The organism is Brevibacterium picturae, from assembly GCF_030453725.1.
Classification (GTDB): Bacteria; Actinomycetota; Actinomycetes; order Actinomycetales; family Brevibacteriaceae; genus Brevibacterium; species Brevibacterium sandarakinum_A.
Map to the genome: position 1 here is coordinate 1 of NZ_JAKDJU010000217.1, position 4,365 is coordinate 4,365.

Annotated in this window: 5 protein-coding genes; 2 read left to right on the forward strand and 3 right to left on the reverse strand. The window is 64.7% G+C overall.

Features of this window, described 5'->3' with window-relative positions; translation table 11 throughout:
- The 3 genes from L0G76_RS14380 to L0G76_RS14390 form a co-directional block, all read right to left on the reverse strand.
- On the reverse strand, window positions 1–554 hold a 554-nt coding region (locus tag L0G76_RS14380; RefSeq protein ID WP_304357846.1), incomplete at its 3' end, for a hypothetical protein.
- Between the two features lie 50 nt (window positions 555–604).
- Complete coding sequence (locus tag L0G76_RS14385; protein ID WP_304357847.1) at window positions 605–1,618, reverse strand: glycosyltransferase; 1,014 nt, start codon at window positions 1,616–1,618, stop codon at window positions 605–607.
- A 229-nt stretch (window positions 1,619–1,847) separates the two neighbouring features.
- Entirely contained in the window at window positions 1,848–2,420 is a 573-nt protein-coding gene (locus L0G76_RS14390) for a TetR/AcrR family transcriptional regulator (protein ID WP_304357848.1), read from the reverse strand.
- A 124-nt stretch (window positions 2,421–2,544) separates the two neighbouring features.
- On the opposite strand from L0G76_RS14390, the gene L0G76_RS14395 reads away from it, so the two are divergent.
- Together L0G76_RS14395 and L0G76_RS14400 are read left to right on the forward strand one after the other, a co-directional pair.
- Window positions 2,545–3,399, forward strand: a complete 855-nt coding sequence (locus L0G76_RS14395) for an NmrA family NAD(P)-binding protein (protein WP_304357849.1) — start codon at window positions 2,545–2,547, stop codon at window positions 3,397–3,399.
- A 203-nt stretch (window positions 3,400–3,602) separates the two neighbouring features.
- On the forward strand, window positions 3,603–4,365 hold a 763-nt coding region (locus L0G76_RS14400; RefSeq protein WP_304357850.1), incomplete at its 3' end, for a methionine ABC transporter ATP-binding protein.

Sequence of the window (4,365 nt, forward strand, 5' to 3'; positions counted from 1 at the left end):
GCGATCGGGATGATGGCGAAGATGGCGTTCTTCCGCAGCCCGAACGCGTATACGAGCAGCAGGAGTGCCGGAATCCAGAGCAACCACGTCTTCGGGACGAAGCGAGTGATGACGAGCAGGACCACGGCCAGCAGAATGGCCACGGCCATCTGCGTGTCCTTCCACATCGTCGTCATCTGCGACACGACCCAAGGGGTCGCCATGATCGCGGGCCCGACCAGCGACACCCATCGAGGTGCTCCCCACCGGTGCACGAGCACGCCGAGCAGCCAACAGGCGAGCGCGAGGATGCCCACTTGGAGGACGAACAGGCTGCCGGCCTCACCGGTGAGGCCGATGAGGACTCGCCACACGGCGCTCATCACCGGAGGGTGCCAATCGGAGAACGGGATGGCACCGGTGGCCTGCGCGTACTGGTTGGCGATGTCGACATTGGCTCGGCCCGGGAAGAACAGCGCTGTGAAGGCCAGAGCGGGCACAATTGTCAGCAGAGCGAGGAAGGCATCCCAGAATGCGGCCGAGGCGAAGAGGCCTCGACGCTGGGAACCGTTCATCGTTCGACTCGTTGAACCGTGCGTCGCTCGATCCGTCGGTGAAGGTTCCGTCATGAGGCGAGTGAGGTCCTCGCTGCAGGTGTGTTCCGGTGAGTCTGGTTTGGCACGCCCAGTCCGGAGGCCGCGTCCGGAGCACTGACCGCCGGCAGACCCAGGTACGCCAGCCTTGAGGTTTCGCGACGGGCTCGACGCAGACCATCCAAAGTCAGTCCCACACTGCCGAGCAGGGCTGCCAGACCCATGAGTGCTGCGGCGAGGATGGCGGTCGGGAACCTCGGCACCAGACCTGTCTGCCAGAACTCCCAGACCACGGGCAGCCCGAACAGCAGGGACGCTGCGGCCAGGATCGTAGTGATGACACCGTAGAACAGCCTCGGCCGTTCGTGTCTGACCAGCGCCGAGATCAGGCCCAGGATGCGGAAGCCGTCCTTGAACGTCGAGAGCTTCGACTCACTGCCGTCGGGACGGTCACGGAAATCGATGGGCACCTCGGTGCTGGGCAGGCGCAGCGACATCATGTGCACGGTCAGTTCCGTCTCGATCTCGAAGCGCTTGCTGATCGCGGGGAACGACTTCACGAACCTGCGGGAGAACACGCGGTATCCGGAGAGCATGTCGGTGACCTGGGACTGGAACAGCCAGCCGGTGAGTCGGTTGAACATCATGTTTCCGGCTTCGTGACCGGGCCGGTAGGACGTCGATTCCTGGTTGTCCTGGCGCACGCCGAGGACATGGTCGTAGGGGCCGGAGACCAGAGTCTCGATCATCTCGGGCAGATGCGCGGCCTCATAGGTGTCATCGCCGTCGATCATCACGTAGATGTCGGCCTCGATGTCGGCGAAGGCCCGCCGGACGACGTTGCCCTTGCCCGGGGAGTTCTCTTTGCGGACGATCGCTCCCGCCTCGGCGGCCCTCTGCGATGTCTGGTCACTTGAGCAGTTGTCGTAGACGTAGACGATGATGCCGGGCACGGCCGCCTTGAGATCGCCGACCACCGTCGCCACGGTGATCTCTTCGTTGTGACAGGGAACGATCGCCGCGATCCTGGTGGTGTCCTCGAGCATGCAGTGGTCCCCTCGTCGTTCTCGCCCGACCGCACTGCCGACACAGCAAGCGGTCATGGCCTTGAGCTACTCAGGAATACGGGTGCGAGGTGACGCTGAGGTTACGAGATCGAGAACTGCACCGGTCCCACCCCACGGTTTTGACCAGAGTTCATGTTCTCGTCACATTGCGACGATCGTCAGGGACAACCGACGGGCCCACAGCGGCGTTCACGCCCTCGACGCGCACCTATCGAAAGATTCCGTTGAGGATGAAGTCGGTGCGGCGGTCATAGTCGATGCGAGGAGGTCGCGGGCGGTGCTTGAGGACGAGGGCGCTGTCGGCGACCACAGTCTGGAAATCGCTCGGCAGGAATTGTGCGGCCAGGACGCCGTCGGCGTGGCCGTCGGCGACAAGCTCGTCGTGGAAGGCCCCGCCGGCATGGCACAGGGCCATGAGCCCTTCGGAATCGGGGAACTCCTGCAGCAGGACGTCGTTGACAGCAGGCAGCCGGTACTGAAGGTCCCGGAGTGCGCGAACGTACGCACCGATCCGTTCGCGGACGCCTGAGACCGAGCGAGATTCCTCGATGACGTCGTGCAGCTGTGCAGCGACGACCTCATCAATGACCTCGTCGATGAGACCGACCCGTCCGCCGAAGCGGTTGAAGATGGTGGCCCTGCTCACCTGCGCTGCCGCAGCGACGTCATCGAGCGAGGCGGACAGACCCTGCTCGCGGAACACATCGATGGCGGCGAACCGAATCCGATCGATGTTGCGACGGGCGTCGGAACGAAGCGCCGACGAAGCTCCGGCTGCCATCACGTCACCGCCTCTCCTGATTGACCCCGAAATCGCCAAGTTGACACATTGCGTCAACTTCGACACCATCGTAGTCGACATAAGTTGACACATGGAGTCAACTTCGCTTCCGAAAGGCCCCATCATGATCGTCATCACCGGAGCGACCGGCACCCTCAACGGCGCCGCCGTCGCCCACCTCCTCAAGCGCGTACCCGTGAGCCAGATCGGAGTCAGCGCCCGCAATCCTCAGCGCGCCGAACACTTAGCCGATCAGGGAATCAGAGTGCGGCAGGGCAGCTACGACGACCCCGCGGCACTGCGCGAATCCTTCGCAGGCGCCGACCAGGTGCTTCTCGTCTCGTCCAATGACCTCACCGCGGACGTGGCCGCTCAGCACCGACAGGCGATCGACGCGGCCGTCGATGCCGGCGCGCGACACATCCTCTACACCAGCCAGCACGCGGTCGGCCCGGATTCTCCGTACCTGCCACAGACGATTCACGCAGCAACGGAAGACCACCTGGCCGCCTCGGGCATCGCCTGGACGGCCCTGCGCCACGGCTTCTACGGCACGATCGGCGATCTCATCGGCCCATGGCAGACGACCGGAACCATTGCCAGACCGGCCGACGGCCCCTTCTTCTGGGTCGATCGTCGCGATGCCGGAGAGGCAACCGCGGAGATCCTTGCCAGGGGCGCTGCCTACAACGGTCCGGTCGACCTGACCGCCACCGCGCCGGTCACTCTCGCCGATTTCGCCTCGGCGGCATCCGAGCTGTCCGGTCGAGACATCGACCGCATCGTCGTCGACGACGAACAGTGGGTCGCCGATGAGGTCGCAGGAGGCGTCCCGGAACCCGCAGCGCGCTTCACCCTCTCGATGTTCCAGGCGTTGCGAACCGGACGCTTCTCCCGATCACACTCAAAGCTCACCGAACTCCTCGGGCGAGAGCCGCGCAGCCTCACCGAGCAGCTGGCCGAGGAGATCTTCGCCTGAATCCTCACCGCGGCTCGACAGCACACTGAGGGATCCGATCCCCCGAATCGGCGTGTCTTTGATCACGAATCCGCAGTTGTGCGTCATTTTATGACGACTCCTCAGGGGTCAGCACTCCCGTATTGGCATGCTCAATCGTCGGCATCACTGCACCGCAGTGCCATGCCGCCAATCAACATCACCATCCACGCGAGGAGACGCCTGTGATCGAGCTGCGCGGTCTGCGAAAGGTCTTCGGAGACACCGTCGCTCTGGAGGAGATCGACCTGTCGGTTCCCGCCGGAGAGATCCATGGCATCGTCGGCCGCTCCGGTGCCGGCAAGTCCACACTCATCCGCTGTCTGACCGGCCTCGATTCGCCGACGTCTGGAACGGTGTCCATCGACGGCGCCGATCTCACCGACCGGTCCGGCTCCGGAATGCGCGAGGCCCGCCGCAGCATCGGCATGGTCTTCCAGCACGTGAACCTCCTCGATTCCCGCACCGCTGTGCACAACGTCGCCCATCCCCTGCAGATCGCCGGAGTCTCCAAGGCCGAACGCCTGGCCAAGGCACACGAGCTGCTCGAGATCGTCGGCCTCGGCGACCGGGCCGACAACTACCCCGCCCAGCTCTCCGGCGGACAGAAACAGCGTGTGGGCATCGCCCGGGCGCTGGCCGCCGAACCCAAGGTGCTGCTGTGTGATGAGCCCACCTCGGCGCTGGATGCCTCGACGACGGATCAGATCCTCGGCCTCATCCGCTCCCTGCGCGACCGCTTGGGCATCACCGTCCTCATCATCACCCACGAGATGTCCGTCATCCGCGAGATCTGTGACTCGGTGACCCTGCTGGCCGACGGCCGGGTGGCCAGGACCGGCACCCTCGCCGAGGTGATCTCCGAGCCCGGCTCCACCCTGGCCAAGGATCTCGTCCCCCTTCCACCCATCGGTCTCGACGACACCGGACCAGCCACTGATGCGGATG

Bases quoted from the DNA above. Each gene is read 5' to 3' on its own strand.
- L0G76_RS14395 (WP_304357849.1), top strand. From the start codon at position 2,545: ATGATCGTCATCACCGGAGCGACCGGCACCCTCAACGGCGCCGCCGTC.
- L0G76_RS14385 (WP_304357847.1), bottom strand. From the start codon at position 1,618: ATGCTCGAGGACACCACCAGGATCGCGGCGATCGTTCCCTGTCACAAC.
- L0G76_RS14390 (WP_304357848.1), bottom strand. From the start codon at position 2,420: ATGGCAGCCGGAGCTTCGTCGGCGCTTCGTTCCGACGCCCGTCGCAAC.